Source organism: Curtobacterium oceanosedimentum (genome assembly GCF_020297365.1).
Lineage (GTDB): Bacteria > Actinomycetota > Actinomycetes > Actinomycetales > Microbacteriaceae > Curtobacterium.
This window is the reverse complement of record NZ_JAIXIG010000012.1, coordinates 79,454-97,376: the sequence shown is the minus strand read 5'-3', so window position 1 is coordinate 97,376 and position 17,923 is coordinate 79,454. Positions and strand designations below refer to the sequence as shown.

Here is a 17,923-nt window from a genome sequence, read left to right as displayed (position 1 = left end):
TCGGGCTCGGGCTCGGGGGAGCGGCGTGGGCCGGGTGCGTGGTGCGGTGCGCGCGTCCCGCGCGTCGGGTGCGCCCCGCGCGCCGGTTGCGCCTCGCGCGTCCGCCGCGGGACGTCGGCCCCGCTCGGCTGCCTCGGGGGCCTCTGGGTCCTCTGGTGCGTCGGTCGTCGCGGGGGCGCTCGATCGGGTCGCGACCCTGGTCGCGGCCGGCGTGCCGCCACCGCGGGCCTGGCAGCTCGTCGGGGGACTCCCGACGCACGGCGGTCCCGCCGAGCGGGACATCGCCGTCGTGCTGCGGGTCGCCGACCGCACCGGAGCGCCGGTGGTCGACACGCTCCGCGCGCTCGCCGGGGCGCTGCGCCGCACGGCGGCGTCCGACCGCGCCGTCCGCGTCGCGCTCGCCGGACCGCGGATGAGCGCGCGGGTCGTGCTCGCCCTGCCGCTCTTCGGCCTCGGTCTCGGGGCGGCCTGGGGCGCAGGAGCGGTCGAGGTGCTCGTCAGCTCACCGGCCGGCTGGGCGTGCACGGCGCTCGCCGCTGTGCTGGTCACGCTCGGCCGGAGCTGGACGGCACGACTGGTGCGGTCCGCCACCCCCGACGGCCACGTGCCCGGCGTGCTCCTCGACGCGTGGGCCGTCGCCGTCGCCGGAGGGGGATCGTGGACGACCGCGGGCGCGGCCGTCGCCGAGGCGTCCGGCGGTGCCGCACCGCCACCCGCTGAGGCCGCCCGGCTCCACGACGTCCTCGACCTGGCCCGCCGCGCCGGCGTCCCCGCCGCCGGACTGCTCCGACGCGCCGCCGAGGACGTGCGGGACGAGGCAGCCGCCGACGGGCTGGCCGCCGCCGAGCGGCTCGCCGTCCGACTGGTGCTGCCGCTCGGGGTGTGCGTGCTGCCGGCCTTCGTCCTGGTGGGGGTGGTGCCCGTCGTGGTGGGCGTCCTGTCCTCCACCGCGGTGGGCATCGGGTGACCTCTCCACAGAACGTCCACGGCGCACGCGGCCGACCCGGCATCCCGGACAGGCTGGTCCCACCGCAACAGGAAGGACGGAACCCATGAACAGCACACCGGACCCCACCCACCCCGCACCGAGCAGTCGGCGCGACGGCTGGAGTGCCCGCTGGCGGTCACGCCTGCGGGACGAGCAGGGATCGGCGACGGCCGAGTACGCCGTCGTCATCCTCGCCGCCGTCGCCTTCGCCGGGGTCCTCGTCGCCGTGATGCGCTCTGGCGAGGTGCAGACCATCCTGACCGACCTCGTCCGTGGCGCCCTCTCGTCGTGAACGCGGCTCCGTGACCGTCGAGTTCGCCGTCGCGCTCCCCGTGGTGGCCGTCGTGCTCACCACGCTCGTCGCGGCGGTGCTCGTCGTCGACAGGCAGGGGCGGCTCACGACGGCGGCGGCGACCGCGGCCCGGGCGGTCGGACGCGGGGACGACACCGGACTCGCCGCGGCCTCCCGGATCGCGCCCGGCGCCACGCTCGCGGTCCGCCGCGAGAGCGGGTTGGTCTGCGTCGACGCCGCTCGCACGGGTGCCGGTCCGTTCGCGGCGCTGACGCTCCGCGCCACCGGCTGTGCGGCCGCCGGGGGAGGGTGACGTGGCACGCGGCGGCGAGGACGGTTCGGCGACCGTCCTGCTCGCGGCGGTGCTCGGGGTGGCGGTCCTGCTCGCCTCGACGGCGCTCGCCGCTGCCGGGCACCGCGTCCTCACGGAGCGGGCGGCAGCCGCGGCGGACGCAGCGGCGACCGGGGCGGCGGCCACCGCCACCGGGCTCCTCCCCGGCGCGCCGTGCGCCGTCGCATCCCGTGTCGCCGGCGCGAACGGAGCGGCCCTCGACGCCTGCGACGTCGCCGCGACGACCGCCCGCGTGCGCGTCCGGATCGGCAGCGGTCCGTTCGCAGCCAGCGCGGTCGCGGTGGCCGGTCCGGCGGGCGACCCGTCCGAACACTATGTGTATGGTGTGCCTGTCGGCCCGCGGTCACCGATGTCACGGTCGACCCGGACACGTTCGTGGACAGGGCCGATCAGCACCATCGATCAAGGAGACACGTGCCAGGCACGAAGAAGCTCGTGATCGTCGAGAGCCCTGCGAAGGCGAAGACGATCGCGCAATACCTCGGTGACGGATACGAAGTCCAGGCCTCGGTCGGACACATCCGCGACCTCGTCGAGCCCAAGAACCTCCCGGCCGAGCTCAAGAAGGGCTCGCTCGGCAAGTTCTCGGTGGACGTCGACAACGGCTTCGAGCCGTACTACGTCGTGTCCGACGCCAAGAAGAAGACGGTCTCCGAACTCAAGCGTGCCCTGAAGGACGCCGACGAGCTCTACCTCGCAACAGATGAAGACCGCGAGGGTGAGGCCATCGCGTGGCACCTCCTGCAGGTCCTCAAGCCGAAGGTCCCCGTCAAGCGGATGGTCTTCCACGAGATCACCAAGGAGGCGATCCAGCGCGCGCAGGAGGCGACCCGCGAGCTCGACACCTCCCTCGTCGACGCGCAGGAGACCCGCCGCATCCTCGACCGGCTGTACGGGTACGAGGTCTCACCGGTGCTGTGGCGCAAGGTCGCCCCGGGCCTGTCCGCCGGCCGCGTGCAGTCCGCGGCGACCCGTCTGGTCGTCGACCGCGAGCGCGAGCGCCTGGCCTTCGTCTCCGCCAACTACTGGGACCTCTCCGCCCGGTTCGAGAAGGCCGGCGAGTCCTCCTTCTCCGCCCGACTCGCGCGGATCCACGGCACCCGGGTCGCGTCCGGCCGTGACTTCGACGACCGCGGCACGCTCAGCGGTGACGTCGTCCGTCTCGACGAGGCCGCAGCGGCGTCGCTGACGACCGTCCTCGAGCGCGCCGGCGACGCCACGGTCCGCAGCGTCGACTCGAAGCCGTACACGCGTCGCCCGGCGGCGCCGTTCACCACCTCGACCCTCCAGCAGGAGGCGGCGCGCAAGCTCCGGCTGTCGCCGCGGCAGACCGCCCGCGCGGCGCAGACCCTGTACGAGAACGGCTACATCACCTACATCCGTACCGACTCCGTCTCGCTCTCGAAGCAGGCGATCGACGCGGCGCGCAAGCAGGCGGCCGACCTGTACGGTGCGGCGACGGTGCCGGACAAGCCCCGGCTGTACGCCAGCAAGAGCAAGAACGCGCAGGAGGCACACGAGGCCATCCGCCCCGCCGGTGACTCGTTCCGCACCCCGCAGGACCTGCAGGGCACCCTGACCGGTGTCGAGTGGCGTCTGTACGACCTCATCTGGAAGCGCACCATCGCGTCGCAGATGGCGGACGCCAAGGGATCGACCGCGTCGATCGTGCTCGGCATCGCGTCGACCGAGTCGGTGGAGGGCATCGCCTCGACCGCGAACGGCACGGACGCCGAGTTCACCGCCTCCGGCACGGTCATCACGTTCCGTGGCTTCCTCAGCGCCTACGAAGAGGGCCGTGACGAGGACCGCCACGAGTCCTCCGAGCGTGCCGGCCAGGACGTCGCCCTGCCGAACGTCTCCGAGGGCGAGCACCTCGCCGTGACGGACGTCGAGGCGAAGGGCCACGACACCACGCCGCCGCCGCGCTTCACCGAGGCCAGCCTGATCAAGACGCTGGAAGAGCTGGGGATCGGGCGCCCGTCGACCTACCCCACCATCAGCCCGACGATCATCGACCGTGGCTACGTGTCGCTCCGCGGCACCCAGCTCGTGCCGAACTGGATCGCGTTCAGCGTGGTGCGTCTGCTCGAGGAGTACTTCGGCGAGCTGGTGGAGTACGACTTCACCGCCGAGATGGAAGAGGACCTCGACCGCATCGCCCGCGGTGACGCAGACCGCGTCGACTGGTTGAAGGGCTTCTACTTCGGTGGCGGCGACGACGACCAGCGCGGCCTCCGGACGGTCATCGACAACCTCGGTGAGATCGACGCGCGTGAGATCAACTCGGTCGAACTCGCGCCGGGCCTCACCCTGCGGATCGGTCGCTACGGCCCCTACATCGAGGTGCCGAGCGATGACCCGGAGAAGCCGCGACGGGTCAACGTGCCCGAGGACCTGGCCCCCGACGAGCTCACCGTGGACAAGGCGAAGGAACTCGTCGACGCCCCCGTGCTCGGCGACCGCGTCGTCGGCGTGAACCCGGAGACCGGCAAGGAGGTCCTGGCGAAGGACGGCCGCTTCGGTCCCTACGTCACGGAGCGCACGCCCGAACCCGAGCCGACGGTGGACCCGAAGACCGGCGAGGTCGTCGAGGCGGCCCCCGCGGCAGCGGAGACGACCGACGCCACGGCCACGGCCGAGGCCGCCGCGGGCACGACCGCCACGGCGGGGAAGGCCCCGGCGAAGAAGGCTCCGGCGAAGAAGACGACCAAGAAGGCCGCCGCTCCGAAGGAACGCACCGCGTCGCTCTTCAAGTCGATGGACCCGCAGACCGTCGACCTCGAGACCGCGCTCAAGCTCCTCGACCTGCCGCGCGTCGTCGGGCAGGACCCGGAGACGGGCAACGACATCACCGCGCAGAACGGCCGTTACGGTCCGTACCTGAAGAAGGGGACGGACACCCGGACGCTCCCCAGCGAGGACGCGATCTTCGACATCGACCTGCCGGGCGCGCTCGAGCTCTTCGCGCAGCCGAAGTACGGCGGCAACCGGACCGCCAGCGCCGCGCTCAAGGAGTTCGACGCCGACCCGGTCTCCGGCAAGCCGATCAAGATGAAGGACGGCCGGTTCGGCCCCTACGTCACCGACGGCGAGACGAACGCGACGATCCCGCGGGGCGAGGACGTCGAGGCGGTCGACCACGCGCGTGCCGTGCAGCTGATCGCGGACAAGCGGGCCAAGGGGCCGGTCAAGAAGAAGACCCCGGCCCGCCGGACGGCGGCCAAGAAGAAGTGACCGGGCGGTTCATCACGCTCGAGGGCGGCGACGGTGCGGGCAAGACGACCCAGGCGGAGCTGCTCTCGGCGTGGCTCGTCGGACACGGTCGCACCGTCCTGCGGACCCGTGAACCCGGCGGCACCGACCTGGGGGTCCGCATCCGCGAGATGGTGCTGCACGAGCGCGGCCACGTGGCGCCCCGTGCCGAGGCGCTGCTCTACGCGGCGGACCGCGCACAGCACGTCGAGACCGTGGTCCGGCCGGCGCTCGCGCGTGACGAGGTCGTGCTGCAGGACCGCTACATCGACTCCTCGGTCGCGTACCAGGGCGTCGGCCGCGGCCTCGGTGCCGACCAGATCCGCTCGGTGTCGACCTGGGCGGCCGACGGTCTGGCCCCGGACCTGACGATCCTGCTCGACCTCGACGTCACGGTCGGGCGTGCGCGGGTGGCCGCGGCGCGAGGCGACACCTTCGACCGGCTGGAGTCCGAGGCCGAGGCGTTCCACCAGTCGGTGCGCGACGCGTTCCGCGCCATGGCCGACGCCGAGCCCGGGCGCTTCCTGGTGGTCGACGCCGCCGAGTCCACCGACGAGGTCCAGCGCCGCATCCGTGCCGCGGTCGCGCCGCTCGTCGAGGTCGACCCCGCATGACGGTGGTCGCTGCGAGGATGGTCCCGTGAGCGTGTGGGACGGCCTGACCGGACAGGAAGAAGCGGTCGCGTCGCTCCGGAACGCCGCGGAGTCCACCGACGGCACCGGGGGCATGACCCACTCGTGGCTCATCACCGGCCCGCCCGGATCGGGCCGCTCGAACGTCGCGACGGCCTTCGCCGCGGCGCTCGTGGGTGACGGCCCGGACGACGACCACACCCTCCGGCAGATCACCGCGAAGACGCACCCCGACGTCTCGGTGCTCACCACGCAGCGCGTCATCATCACCATCGACGAGATCCGGCAGCTCGTCACCTCGTCGCACTACTCGCCGTCGGTCGGGCGCTACCGCGTCGTCATCATCGAGGACGCCGACCGCATGACCGAGCGCACCTCGAACCTGCTGCTCAAGGCGCTCGAGGAGCCGCCGGAACGCACCGTGTGGATCCTCTGCGCCCCGAGCGAGGCCGACCTGCTGCCGACGATCCGGTCGCGCGTCCGCTCGGTGCGTCTCCGGGTGCCGGGCATCGAGTCCGTCGCCGACCTGCTCGTCGCACGGACCGGTGTCGACCGGGTGCTCGCGATGGACGCGGCCCGTCAGGCCCAGAGCCACATCGGGATGGCCCAGCGACTCGCCACGAGCGAGGACGCCCGCGACCGCCGACGTCGCACGCTGACGACGGTGCTCGGCGTGCGGAGCGTCGGCGACGCCGTCATGGCTGCCGCCGACCTGCTCGCGGTCGCCGACGAGGACGCCAAGTCGATCACCGAGCAGCGCGACTCCGAGGAGCGCGACGCCGCCCTGCGGTCGCTCGGCGTCGAACCCGGTGGCACCATCCCGCCGGCGCTCCGATCCCAGCTGCGTGCCCTCGAGGAGGACCAGAAGCGCCGGGCGACCCGCAGCCTGCGCGACGGTCTGGACCGCATCCTGGTCGACGTCTCGTCGCTCTACCGCGACCTGCTGCTGCTCGGTCTCGGGGCCCCGGCCGAGCCGGTGAACCTCGCGATGCGGAACCAGCTCGACCACGCGCTGCCGACGGTCCCGCCCGCCGCAGCGCTCGAGGTGCTCGACGCCGTCGCCCTCGCCCGGCAGCGGATCGCTGCGAACGTCGCTGCGCTGCTGGCGCTGGAAGCCCTGCTCGTCACGATCGCCCGCGCGCGCCGCTGACGGGCGGCGGCGACCCGGGCGAGGCGACCCGTGCCTCCAGGCCGGCGCCCCGCCGAGCCGGTGACGGGCCGGTGCCGGGCACCCCGTGCCACGAGAGCCGGGCCCCGGGCCCGCGAGCCGTGCCCCCGGGCCCGCGACCCATGCCCCCGGACCCGCGACCCGGTGCCGCATGCGACAATCACGGCATGCCCGACCCCGAACCCGGTCTGCGTGAACGGAAGCGCCACGCCACCCGACTCGCGATCCAGCAGGCCGCTCTCCGGATCGCCGTCGAGGACGGCCTCGGCGCCGTCACGGTCGACGAGATCTCCCGCCGCGCCGACGTGTCGCCCCGCACGTTCTTCAACTACTTCGCGAACAAGGAACAGGCGATCCTCGGCGACGACCCCCGGTTGCCCGACGACGCCGCACTGCAGGCCTTCGTGGACGGTGGGCCGAGCGGTGAGCTGGTGGCTGACATCGGCGCCCTGCTGGTGCACTCAGCCCAGGCGTTCTTCACGGAACGCGGCCTGGTCGCGGAGCGGCAGCAGGTGCTCCGCGCCAACCCGGAACTGTTCAGCCGTCGGATGGCGTCGATGCAGGAGTTCCAGGCGGAGGTGCAGGCCGCCGTCGCACGACGTCTCGAACGCGCGGACCCGGTGCTCGCCGCGGACCCCGAGGGGCTCCGACGCCGGGCCGGTCTCGCGGCGGTCATCGCCCTCGCCGCACTGCGGCACGCGTGGTGGGAGTGGTCGGCCTCCGATGCCGGTGGGGAGCTCGTCGACGAGCTCGAACGCTCCTTCGCGGAGCTCGACGCGCTGGTTTCGCGTTCGCTCGTGTGAACCTGTATAGTCATTGCTCGTGCCGCTCCGGAACCGGAGCGCGCGCCGCCTTAGCTCAGTCGGTAGAGCGATTCACTCGTAATGAATAGGTCGTCGGTTCGATTCCGACAGGCGGCTCGGACAACACCCCGGTCAGCTCCGTGCAACACGGCGCTGACCGGGGTTTTCGCATTCCGGACGGAACCGACGCCCCTCGACCGAGGGACAGACGCCGGCTCGGACGAGGGGCTACCCTTGTCCGCGATACGGGGGACCACGTGACCGAGCACCAGCCCAGCGACGCCGCAGTCGGCAGGACACCGGCGGTGCCGTCGTGCTGAGGCGGGTCCTGACGGTCGTCGTCGTGGCAGCAGCCGCCGGAGCCCTTGCGGTGACCGCGGCCGCGGTGCCCGGCGACCGTGCGACCTCGGCGACGGACCTGGACGCCGGTGTGACGACGGCGAGTCCGACCCCGGCCCCGACCATGCCGTCGTACCTGTCGGACCGCGAGCCGACGTTCTCCGAGGACTTCGACACCCCGGCGTCGGCAGGTGGGCCGTTCGCCGCCACCTACCGCGACTCGTGGCAGCCCTACCCGGACGGCACCGGCGGCAAGTACTGGTCGGGCACGCTCATCAGCGCGCACGACGGGTCCATGGACGTGGCGATGGACGGCGAGCACGGCGCCGCCGGAACCTTCGGCACGCCGACCGGGGCGTGGTCGCACGTCGGGGGCACGTTCAGCATCCGGGCCCGGGCGACCGGCGGCGAGGGCAACGGGGTGGCCGTGATGCTCTGGCCGACCTCGGACGCGTGGGTGGACGGCGAACTCAACTACCCGGAGGGACAGTTCGAGGGATCGCCTCGGGTGTTCCACCACTCGATGACCCCCGGGTCCGAGCGTGACACCGAGCACTACAACACGCGCGTGTCGTGGCAGGACTGGCACACCTACACGACCGAGTGGGTCCCGGGGAAGATCATCCGGTACTACCTGGACGGCAAGCTCGTCTTCACCGTGCCGCGGAACGTCCCGACCACGCCGCACCGCTACATGTTCCAGGTCGGCAACTGGGGCGACCCTGGCCACCTGCAGATCGACTGGGTCCGCACCTACGACCCGGAGTGACCCGGCGGCGCGCTCGGTCGGCGATCCCCGTTCTGGGGATGCCGCGGTCGAACGGCGCACGCCACGATGGGAGGCGGTCCCGCTCCCGTCGCGTGGGACGGTCCCGTCGCGTCACGAGGAGAGGTCGTCATGCTGCTGTCCCTGGTCTACATGAGCGCCGCGAACCAGGTGTTCGACCAGGAACGCCTCGACGCGCTCCTGGAGTACTCGCGGCAGCGCAACGGTGCCGCCGGCCTGTCGGGGATGCTCGTCTACAAGGACGGCCGCTTCATGCAGCTGCTCGAGGGACCCGAGTCCGCCGTGCTCGAGACCTACCAGCGCATCATCGAGGACCCTCGGCACACCGACGTCGGCCTGCTGGTCGAGGAGCGCATCCACACGCCGCGGTTCGGCGAGTGGACGATGGCGTTCCACCGCGAAGCCGACGCGGAACTGCCCGACGGGTTCGACGCCTTCCTGACCGACGGGGATGCCAGCGCGGACAGCAGCCGGGCGCGCGAGCTCCTGCGCTGGTTCCGCAACCACCCGATGGCGGCACCGGACGCGGCCCTCGGCAAGCACCGCCGCTGACGCCGGGCCGGCGCCGACCCCGCCCTGGTAGACAGGGGCCATGACGGTTCGCTGGGGAGTCATCGGCACGGGCGGCATCGCCCGGTCCTTCGTGAGCGACTGCACTGCCGCGGGCATCGCGTTCAGCGCGGTGGGCAGCCGCACGCTCGAGCACGCCGAGGCGTTCGCGTCCGAGTTCGGCATCCCGCGGGCCCACGGCTCCTACGAGGACCTCGTCGCCGACGACCACGTCGACGCCGTGTACATCGCGACGCCGCACGTCCGGCACGCCGAGGACGCCCTGCTCGCGATCCGCGCCGGCAAGCACGTCCTGGTCGAGAAGGCGTTCACCATCACCGCGGACGAGGCACGCACCGTCGTCGACGCAGCCCGGCAGGCCGGCGTGGCGGTGATGGAGGCGATGTGGACGCGTTTCCTGCCGCAGATGGCGATGATCCGCGAGGTCCTCGCCGAGGGCCGCATCGGACGGCCGATGGTCGTCGAGGCCACGCACCACCAGGCCCTGCCCACCGACCCCGACCACCGGCTCCGCGATCCCGCGCTGGGCGGGGGAGCGATGCTCGACCTCGGGGTCTACCCGGTGTCGTTCGCGGTGGACGTGCTCGGGGTGCCGACCTCGCTGGTGGCCGCGGGCACGCTGAGCGAGCAGGGCGTCGACGAGCAGATGGGGCTCGTCATGACGCACGAGGGCGGTGCGCAGTCGGTGATCCACTTCGGGATGGACCTGCGGAGCCCGAACACGGCATCGATCATCGGCGAGACCGGCCGCATCGACCTCGACACGACCTGGTACACGCCGACCACCTGGCGGATCCGCGACCGCGACGGCGCCGTGGTCGAGGAGTTCGACGGCCGCGAGGAGCTCGCCGGCTACGCGCACGAGGCCCGCGCCTTCGAGGCCATGATCACGTCGGGCCACCGCGACGGCGGCCCGATGGACCCGGACGAGACCGTCGCGATCATGGCGGTGATGGACGAGGCACGCCGCCAGGTGGGCGTCCGGTACCCGGCCGACGGCCCCGCCACGGCTCCCTGAGCGGGCCCGCCGCACGCACGGGTCACCGATCCGGCCTGGAGGCTCCTGCCGCGGTTCCGTAGGATCGGTCACGATGTCCGAGCCGCAGCCCACCCCGCGTCCCGTCTCCGCGCGACTCCGCGCCGCCGTCGCCGCGGCGCGCGCCTCGGCCGCTCGACGACCGGTGCCGTGGATCGCCGGCGGACTCGTGGGGCTGCTCGTGCTCGGTTCGGGCGGTGCGGTGGCGGTGGCCGCGGCAACGACCCCAGACACCCGGACGGCCGCCGCACCGGGCCCGACCCGGAGTGCGTCCTCGGCTCCCGAGCGGACGACCACCACGATGCGTCCGACGGCGACGCCGACGCCGACCCCCGCTGCCCGCGCGGTACCGGAGGACCTCGCAGGACCGTCCGCGCTCCGGACCTGCTCGATCGCCACGGCCGCCTCGGCGAGCGGCCTCGGCGACTTCGAGGGGTACGTGATGGACGCGAAGACGGGCACGGTCCTGTTCTCGGAGCACGGCGAGCGTGCCGCGCAGACCGGCAGCGTGATGAAGACGCTCACCTCGGCGACCGCGCTCTCCGTCCTCGGCGGGGACCACCGCATCCCGACGACCGTCACGCGGGAGTCGCCGGACACCGTGGCGCTCGTCGGCCACGGGGACGCCACGCTGTCCGCCGGTGGCGGCACGGTCTACCCCGGAGCCCCCACCCTGGCGCAGCTGGCGGAGCAGGTGAAGACGAAGGTCGGCAGCACCCCGATCACCACGATCGTGGCCGACGGCACCTACTGGAGCTCCGCCGACGCCTGGGACCCCACGTGGCCGGTGTCGGAGCGGACCATCGGGTACCAGCCCAAGGTCACCGCCCTGATGGTCGACGGCGACCGTGCGGACCCCGCCGCGGCGACGTCGCCCCGGTCCGAGGACCCCGTCGGACGCGCCGGCACCGCCTTCCGGACGGCCCTGGCGAACGCGGGCGTCGCGGGAGCGGCGTCGGCGCAGATCGTCCAGCGGGCGACCACGGGGACCGAGACGATCGCGACGGTGTCCTCGCAGCCGGTCTCGGCACTCATCGGGCAGATGATCCCGAACTCGGACAACACCCTGGCGGAGATGCTCGCGCGGGTGTCCTCGAAGGAGTCCGGGTCGAACGGCTCGGCGGCATCGCTGACGTCGGTGTACCGGTCGGCGCTGCGCTCGTACGGCCTCGACCCGGCCGGCATCGTGATCAAGGACGGCTCGGGCGAGAGTGCCGCGAACGCGGTGTCGCCGGAGTTCGTCGCGCACCTCATGGTGCAGGTCGCCTCCGGCGCGAAGGGACTCGGGATGCTGGGGAACGCCCTGCCGGTGTCGGGGCAGTCCGGCACCCTCGCCAGCCGGTTCACCGGCGCGAACGCGGTGGCCCGGGGCAAGGTGCACGCGAAGACCGGCTGGATCGACAGCGCGAACACCCTGGGTGGCTGGATCGACGCGGCCGACGGCACCCGTCTGACCTTCGCGTTCTACGCCATCGGCTCGCCGCGCGCCGCAGCGCTGCCGGCACTCGACGCCGTGACCGCCGCGACCTACTCGTGCGGAGGCAGGCTCACCGGGTCCTGAGCCAGCGGGTGTTGGATGGACCCATGGCAAGAGCACTGCTCGTCGTGGACGTCCAGAACGACTTCACCGAGGGCGGTGCGCTCGCGGTCACCGGGGGTGCGGCGCTCGCGGAGCGCATCACCGCGTTCCTCGGCAGACACGGGGACGAGTACGACCTCATCGTGGCGTCCCGTGACTGGCACCACGGCGACGACGACAACGGCGGCCACTTCGCCGGTCCGGACGGCCCCGACTTCGTGGACACCTGGCCGGTGCACTGCGTGGCCGGCACCCCGGGCGCCGACTACCACCCGAAGCTCGACACGGCGATGATCGACGTCGGCGTCCTGAAGGGACAGGGGACCCCCGACTACTCGGCGTTCCAGGCCCGGACCGAGGACGGCGTCCCGCTGCCCGAGCTGCTGGCGGAGCGTCGGGTGACGACGGTCGACGTCGTCGGCATCGCCACGGACCACTGCGTCCGGGCATCGGCGCTCGACGCGCGTGCGGCCGGCTTCGACGTCGCCGTCTACGAGGACCTGGTGGCCGGGGTCGACCCCGAGCGCAGCGCACGGGCACTCGACGAGATCCGGGCGGTCGGCGGCCACGTCGACCGCAGCGACATGGACGAGGGGCTCGCCAACCCTGGAGGAGCACAACTGTGAGCAGTACGACCAGCACGACCAGCACGATCAGCACGAGCAGCACGATCAGCACGAGCAGCACGGACGCCACCGCCACGTCCGACGCGGCGACGGACCCCGCCCTCGTGACGACCGTCGCGGACGAGCACGTCAGCGTCGCGGGCGTCCCCACGGGGCTGTCGATCGGCGGCGTCTGGCGTGCGGCGTCGACCGGTGCGACCTTCGCGGTGCGCGACCCCTCCACGGGCGCGGTGCTGGCCGAGGTCGCCGACGCGAGCCCCGAGGACGGCACGGCCGCGCTCGACGCCGCCGTGGCCGCGCAGGCGTCCTGGGCGGCCACGGCTCCCCGCGAGCGGTCCGACGTGCTGCGGCGGGCGTTCGACCTCGTCCGCGAGCACATCGAGGACCTCGCAGCCCTGATGTCGCTGGAGATGGGCAAGCCCCTGGCCGAGGCCCGCGGCGAGGTCGTGTACGGCGGCGAGTTCCTCCGCTGGTTCTCGGAGGAGGCCGTGCGGATCGGCGGCGACTACCGCACCAACCCGGAGGGCACCGGTCGCGGCATCGTGCTCAAGCGCCCCGTCGGCCCGGTCTACGCGATCACGCCCTGGAACTTCCCGCTCGCGATGGCCACCCGCAAGGTCGGGCCCGCGCTCGCCGCCGGCTGCACGGTCGTGCTGAAGCCTGCCGACCTGACGCCGCTGACCACCCTGTTCCTGGCGGAGCTGTTCCGCCGCGCCGGGTTGCCGGACGGTGTGCTCAACGTGGTGCCGTCGAGCGACGCCAAGGGCCTGTCCGAGCCGATCATCGCCGACCGACGGCTGCGCAAGCTCACCTTCACCGGGTCCACCCCGGTCGGTTCGGCACTGCTCAAGCAGGCCGCCGACAACGTGCTGAAGACGAGCATGGAGCTCGGCGGCAACGCCCCGCTGCTGGTCTTCGACGACGCCGACCTGGACACCGCGGTCGACGCCGCCATGCTCGCGAAGTTCCGGAACGTCGGCGAGGCGTGCACCGCGGCGAACCGGTTCTTCGTGCAGGACGGCATCGCCGACGCGTTCGTCGCGGCGCTCACCGCGAAGGTCGACGCCCTGCGGGTCGGACGGGGCACCGAGGACGGCACGACGCTCGGGCCGCTCATCGACGACCGCGCGGTCGACAAGGCTGCCGGTCTGGTCGACGACGCCCTGACGCGCGGCGCCCGGCTCGTCACCGGCGGGCACCGCATCGACCGCCCGGGCACGTTCTACGAGGCGACGGTCGTCGACGACGTGCAGCCCGGGTCGGACATCCTGACGACCGAGATCTTCGGGCCGGTCGCCTCGATCACGCGCTTCGGCACCGAGGACGAGGGCATCCGGCTGGCGAACGACACCGAGTACGGGCTCGTCGCCTACGCCTTCACGTCCGACTTCCGACGGGGGCAGCGGCTGGCCGAGCGGCTCGAGACGGGCATGCTCGGGCTGAACACCGGCGTCGTGTCGAACGCGGCGTTCCCGTTCGGCGGGGTGAAGGCGTCCGGCCTCGGCCGCGAGGGCTCGCACGAGGGCATCGAGGAGTACCTCGAGTCGGTCTACGTGCTGACCCCGGACCCGTTCGCCGCCTGACCCCGCGGCGGACGGGCCCGCCTCACACCAGCAGCTGGTGCTTCGCCAGGTCGCGGTAGAGCGGCGTCGACTCGACGAGCTCGGAGTGCGTGCCGGCACCGACCACCCGGCCGTGCTCGAGCACGACGATGACGTCCGAGTCGACCACCGTCGACAGCCGGTGCGCGATCACGAGCAGCGTGCGGTCCTCGGCGACGGCGTCGATGGCGAGCCGCATCTTCTGCTCGTTGACCCCGTCGAGCGACGACGTCGACTCGTCGAGCAGCAGGATCGGGGGAGCGGCGAGCAGGGCGCGGGCGATGGCCAGGCGCTGCCGTTCCCCGCCGGAGAGCATCACGCCGTCCTCGCCGACCTGGGCGTCGAGCCCGCGGGGATCGCGGTGCAGCACCTCGCCGAGGTTGACGGCCTCGAGCACCCGGACGCAGTCGTCCTCGGTGGCGTCCGGCGAGCCGAGCAGCAGGTTGGCGCGGATCGTGCCGGCGAGCACCGGTGCGTCCTGCTCGACGTAGCCGATCTGGGCGCGGAGCTCCTGCCGGTCCATGCCGCGGACGTCGATGCCACCGAGGCGGATCACGCCCTCGGTGGGGTCGTAGAACCGCTCGATGAGCGCGAGGGTCGTGGACTTGCCCGCACCCGACGGGCCGACGAGCGCGACGCGCGACCCGCGGGGCACCCGGAACGAGACGTCCTGCAGCACCACGTCGTCGGCCGGACGCGCGTCGTCGACGCGATCCGGGCCTCCCGGACGATCTGCGCGGTCGGACGCGACGGCGCCGTCGGCGCCCGATGCATCCGCCTGGGCGTTGTACCGGAACGACACGTGCTCGAACGTGATGGCGTCGTCGCTGGCCACCGCTGCTGCGGGCCGGACCGCCTCGTCGTCCTGCGACTCGGTGGGCAGGTGCAGGATCTCCTCGATGCGCCCGAGGGCACCGAGCGCCTGCGCGACGGCGACGACCGCCCCCATCGCCTGGCCGAGCGGCATGATCATCATGAAGAGCAGCAGGATGAACGTGATGAGCGTGGCGATCGTGATCGTGCCCGCGGCGACCTGCGCCCCGCCGACCCCGAGCACGACGATGAACGCGACCTGCATGACGATGCTCGCCACGGGGACGACGAGTGCGGACATCCGGGCGATGTCGAGGCCGCGGCGGTACGCCTCGGTCGCGTGGCCGTCGACCTCGCGCACCTCACGGTCGGTCGCGCCCGCCGCGCGGATGGTGCGGACGGCGCCGATGCCGCGCTCGACCGCGGCGGTGAGGTCACCGACCTTCTCCTGCGCGCGCTTCGACGCCACGCGGATGCGACGGCTGAGCCCGCCGACGACGACGATCGCGACGACGACGATGACCACGACGATGCCGAGCAGCAGCGGGTCGATGACCGCCATCGCGACGATCGCACCGACGAAGGTCAGCGCGCCGCCGATCGACTCGATGAGGCCCTGGGTCAGGACGGCGCGCAGCAGGGTGGTGTCGCTGCCCACGCGCGACACGAGGTCGCCGGTGCGGCGGGTGTCGAACTCCGAGATCGGCAGGTTGAGGATGCGGCCGATGAGCTTGCGGCGGGTGGAGAGCACCACGCCCTCGCCGGCGCGCTGGAGCAGGAAGTGCTGCACGCCGTTGAGGACGCCGGCCACGATGACCAGTCCCACCAGCAGCCACACGAGCGTGCTGAGGGGGTCGCCCTGCTGCACGGCGGTGATGACCTGGTTGACCAACAGGGGCTGGGCGAGCGACGCCCCCGCGCCCAGGACGCTCAGCACGATGATGACGACCATCGCGGGCTTGTTCTCGAACAGGTAGGACAGCAGCCGACCGAACGTGGCGCGGGGGCCGTCGGTGGTCTTCGGGCGTGCGAAGGGGAAGCTCATCGTGCTCCTAGTTTCTGCCGTACTTCTTGTGCACTGCCTGTCGGCTGACGCCGAGCAGGGTCGCGATCTCCTGCCACGACGCGCCGGCGGTGCGGGCTCGGCGGGCGGCGAGCTCCTCGGCGCGGTCGAGCTCGCGGCGCAGCTCGCGCACGCTGGCGAGTGCCGAGAACGGGTCGTCCCCGGATGCGCCGGCCGCCAGGCTCGTGATGGTCGGTCGGTCCATGGGTGTCAACGTACATTGACGCGCCGACATCTGTCAACCTGCGTTGACGCGCGTCGGGTCGCGACGGGATCGGTAGACGCCGGCGTCTCCGCTCGACGCCGCCACGCGCGCGAGACGCCGCCGAACTCGGCGGCGTCTCGGCGGGCCCGCGGCGTCTCGCTGACACGACGGCGTGTTGCGCGGGGGCGGGGGTGGACGTGCGCCGCGACGGACGGGAGGCCCGGTGCCAGCTGGCACCGGGCCTCCCGTCCGTCAGGTGGTGACGCCTCAGGCGTCGGTGAACTCCTGCGACTTCGTCTCGCGCACGAACAGCAGCGCGACCAGGGTCACGACCGCGGCGATCGTCAGGTACAGCCCGACCAGGAAGATCGTGCCGTCGGGCTGCCAGAGCGCCAGCGCGATCGTCGGCGCGAGCGAGGCGCCGAGGATGGACGCCACGTTGTACGCGATCGCCGACCCCGTGTAGCGGACGTTGGTCGGGAACAGCTCGGGCAGCAGTGCGCCCATCGGGCCGAACGTGAGCCCCATCAGCGACAGGCCGACGATGAGGAACGTCACCACGGTGAGCGGACCGGTCGAGGCGGCGAACCAGATCTGGAACGTCAGGCCGAACAGCGCGATGCCGATCGTGGTCGGGATGAGGGTCCGGCGGCGGCCGAAGCGGTCGGCCAGCATGCCCGCGATCGGGGTGAAGATGCCGAAGAACACCACGCCGATCATGAGCAGCGTCAGGAACTCGCCGCGGGTGTAGCCGAGGCCGACCTTCGGGACCAGCGGGCCGGCCTCGGCGCCGGTGGTGCCGTAGGACAGCGTGAACGTCGTCATGAAGTAGAAGAGCACGTAGGTGGCGACCATGCCGAAGGTGCCGACGATGAGCGCCTTCCACGAGGTGCGGAACACCCGGCCGAGCGGGACCTTCGCGACCGTGCCGGACTCCTGCACACCGCGGAACACGGGGGACTCCACGAGCTTGAAGCGCACGTACAGGCCGACCACGACGAGCACGGCGGAGAGCAGGAACGGGATGCGCCAGCCCCACGCCTGGAAGTCGGCGTTCGGGGTGCCGTCGGCAGCGGCCGGCATCGCCGCGTTGATCGCGATGAACAGGCCGTTGGCGAGCAGGAAGCCGATCGGGGCGCCGAGCTGCGGCATCGAGCCGAACACGCCGCGCTTGCCCTTCGGCGCGTTCTCGGTCGCGAGCAGGGCCGCGCCGGACCACTCGCCACCGAGCCCGACGCCCTGGGCGAAGCGCATCACGGCGAGCAGGACCGGGGCCCAGATGCCGATCGAGTCGAAGGTCGGCAGGCAGCCGATCAGGAACGTGGCGGTGCCCATGACGAGCAGTGATGCGACCAGCGTGGTCTTGCGGCCGACGCGGTCGCCGAAGTGTCCGAAGACGACCGAACCGATCGGGCGGGCGAAGAAGGCCAGCGCGAAGGTGACGAAGGACGACAGCTGCGAGGCCGTCGGGTCTTCGTTCGGGAAGAACACGGTGGGGAAGACGAGGACCGCGGCCGTCGCGTAGACGTAGAAGTCGTAGAACTCGATCGAGGTGCCGACCAGGCTGGCGATGACGACGCGGGAACGGGGGTTGCCGGCCGGTGCCTGGCCGTCGGGGGTGGGGTGTGCTGGTGCCGGTGCGGCGGTCATGGGTGCGGTGCGGTCTTCCGTGCTGCGCACTCCCGGACGGGAGCGCAGGGGGCCGGAACGGCGGACACCGACCAGTTCGCGCGGGGTGGCGCGGACACCGGTCGGGTGCGTTCGGTGGGGAGGGACCCGCTCGTGACGGGAGACCCGATCATACGGCAGATGCC

16 protein-coding genes and 1 tRNA gene are annotated in these 17,923 nt (G+C 72.6%); 14 read left to right on the top strand and 3 right to left on the bottom strand.

Features of this window, described 5'->3' with window-relative positions:
* The first annotated feature begins 25 nt into the window (after positions 1-25).
* From LEL83_RS07585 to LEL83_RS07520, 14 genes are all read left to right on the top strand, one after another.
* A complete protein-coding gene (locus tag LEL83_RS07585) occupies positions 26-967 on the top strand; it encodes a type II secretion system F family protein (protein ID WP_308009890.1) in 942 nt (313 codons plus the stop codon).
* 85 nt (positions 968-1,052) lie between these two features.
* Positions 1,053-1,280, top strand: a complete 228-nt coding sequence (locus LEL83_RS07580) for a DUF4244 domain-containing protein (protein WP_225558341.1) — start codon at positions 1,053-1,055, stop codon at positions 1,278-1,280.
* A 10-nt stretch (positions 1,281-1,290) separates the two neighbouring features.
* On the top strand, positions 1,291-1,593 hold the full coding sequence (locus LEL83_RS07575) for a TadE family type IV pilus minor pilin (RefSeq protein WP_308009889.1): 303 nt from the start codon (positions 1,291-1,293) through the stop codon (positions 1,591-1,593).
* A gap of 453 nt (positions 1,594-2,046) precedes the next feature.
* Positions 2,047-4,869 carry a type I DNA topoisomerase gene (gene topA, locus LEL83_RS07570; RefSeq protein ID WP_225558339.1) on the top strand — a complete coding sequence of 941 codons (2,823 nt, stop codon included), beginning with the start codon at positions 2,047-2,049 and terminating at the stop codon, positions 4,867-4,869.
* Entirely contained in the window at positions 4,866-5,501 is a 636-nt protein-coding gene (gene tmk / locus LEL83_RS07565) for a dTMP kinase (RefSeq protein WP_225558338.1), read from the top strand. Before topA ends, tmk begins: the two co-directional genes overlap by 4 nt.
* Positions 5,502-5,526: 25 nt before the next feature.
* Positions 5,527-6,669, top strand: coding sequence for a DNA polymerase III subunit delta' (locus LEL83_RS07560; protein ID WP_225558337.1), 1,143 nt, complete (start codon positions 5,527-5,529; stop codon positions 6,667-6,669).
* Between the two features lie 185 nt (positions 6,670-6,854).
* Positions 6,855-7,490 carry a TetR/AcrR family transcriptional regulator gene (locus tag LEL83_RS07555; RefSeq protein WP_225558336.1) on the top strand — a complete coding sequence of 212 codons (636 nt, stop codon included), beginning with the start codon at positions 6,855-6,857 and terminating at the stop codon, positions 7,488-7,490.
* Positions 7,491-7,534: 44 nt separating this feature from the next.
* A tRNA-Thr gene (locus LEL83_RS07550) sits at positions 7,535-7,607 on the top strand.
* 226 nt (positions 7,608-7,833) lie between these two features.
* Positions 7,834-8,598 (top strand): glycoside hydrolase family 16 protein, encoded by a 765-nt coding sequence (locus LEL83_RS07545; protein ID WP_225558335.1) that lies wholly within the window; start codon positions 7,834-7,836, stop codon positions 8,596-8,598.
* A gap of 129 nt (positions 8,599-8,727) precedes the next feature.
* Positions 8,728-9,168, top strand: coding sequence for a BLUF domain-containing protein (locus LEL83_RS07540; RefSeq protein ID WP_198656320.1), 441 nt, complete (start codon positions 8,728-8,730; stop codon positions 9,166-9,168).
* Between the two features lie 40 nt (positions 9,169-9,208).
* Positions 9,209-10,204 (top strand): Gfo/Idh/MocA family protein, encoded by a 996-nt coding sequence (locus LEL83_RS07535; protein ID WP_225558334.1) that lies wholly within the window; start codon positions 9,209-9,211, stop codon positions 10,202-10,204.
* A gap of 73 nt (positions 10,205-10,277) precedes the next feature.
* Positions 10,278-11,783, top strand: a complete 1,506-nt coding sequence (dacB, locus tag LEL83_RS07530; RefSeq protein ID WP_225558333.1) for a D-alanyl-D-alanine carboxypeptidase/D-alanyl-D-alanine endopeptidase — start codon at positions 10,278-10,280, stop codon at positions 11,781-11,783.
* Positions 11,784-11,806: 23 nt separating this feature from the next.
* Positions 11,807-12,427, top strand: a complete 621-nt coding sequence (locus LEL83_RS07525) for an isochorismatase family protein (protein WP_225558332.1) — start codon at positions 11,807-11,809, stop codon at positions 12,425-12,427.
* Between the two features lie 104 nt (positions 12,428-12,531).
* On the top strand, positions 12,532-14,010 hold the full coding sequence (locus LEL83_RS07520) for an NAD-dependent succinate-semialdehyde dehydrogenase (RefSeq protein ID WP_225558348.1): 1,479 nt from the start codon (positions 12,532-12,534) through the stop codon (positions 14,008-14,010).
* 22 nt (positions 14,011-14,032) lie between these two features.
* On the opposite strand, the gene LEL83_RS07515 is transcribed toward LEL83_RS07520, so the two are convergent.
* The 3 genes from LEL83_RS07515 to LEL83_RS07505 form a co-directional block, all read right to left on the bottom strand.
* Positions 14,033-15,886: an ABC transporter ATP-binding protein gene (locus LEL83_RS07515; RefSeq protein ID WP_225558331.1), complete on the bottom strand. Its 1,854-nt coding sequence runs from the start codon at positions 15,884-15,886 to the stop codon at positions 14,033-14,035.
* A gap of 7 nt (positions 15,887-15,893) precedes the next feature.
* Entirely contained in the window at positions 15,894-16,109 is a 216-nt protein-coding gene (locus LEL83_RS07510; protein ID WP_017888718.1) for a helix-turn-helix domain-containing protein, read from the bottom strand.
* A 267-nt stretch (positions 16,110-16,376) separates the two neighbouring features.
* A complete protein-coding gene (locus tag LEL83_RS07505) occupies positions 16,377-17,759 on the bottom strand; it encodes an MFS transporter (RefSeq protein WP_225558347.1) in 1,383 nt (460 codons plus the stop codon).
* Positions 17,760-17,923: the final 164 nt, after the last annotated feature.